Annotated in this window: 1 pseudogene; it reads right to left on the bottom strand. The window is 46.9% G+C overall.

What is annotated here, in order from left to right:
* Nucleotides 1-239: pseudogene (locus P0G09_RS18220) on the bottom strand (sulfide/dihydroorotate dehydrogenase-like FAD/NAD-binding protein); the annotation flags it as partial.
* Nucleotides 240-305: the final 66 nt, after the last annotated feature.

The raw sequence follows: 305 nt of genomic DNA, 5'->3' as shown, positions 1-305 counted from the left end.
ATGATGAACTGGCCCGGCTTTGCCTTTTTGGCAATGATCGGGGCTTCAATGACCATCTTTGTCACGGTGGGGTTCAGCGCGACCTTTTCAGTGATCTTGTACATTGCGGTTGCTCCTTTTTCTGGCAAAATCTTGGCACAAAAACACGTCTGCCCGCCCGCGCGGCATAGCAGACGTGTTTTTGTGCAACTTTTTGACAAGTTTATTAGAACCTCTTTAAGAAGGGAACGCAACCGAATTTTCTTTGTGTCTGCCGCCGCAAAGCTGAAACATTTCGGTTTCGGATTTGTTTTTGAAAAACAGGC

It is taken from the genome of Faecalibacterium sp. DFI.5.82 (genome assembly GCF_029076575.1).
GTDB lineage: Bacteria > Bacillota > Clostridia > Oscillospirales > Ruminococcaceae > Faecalibacterium > Faecalibacterium duncaniae.
This window is presented reverse-complemented; position numbering and strand designations above follow the sequence as displayed.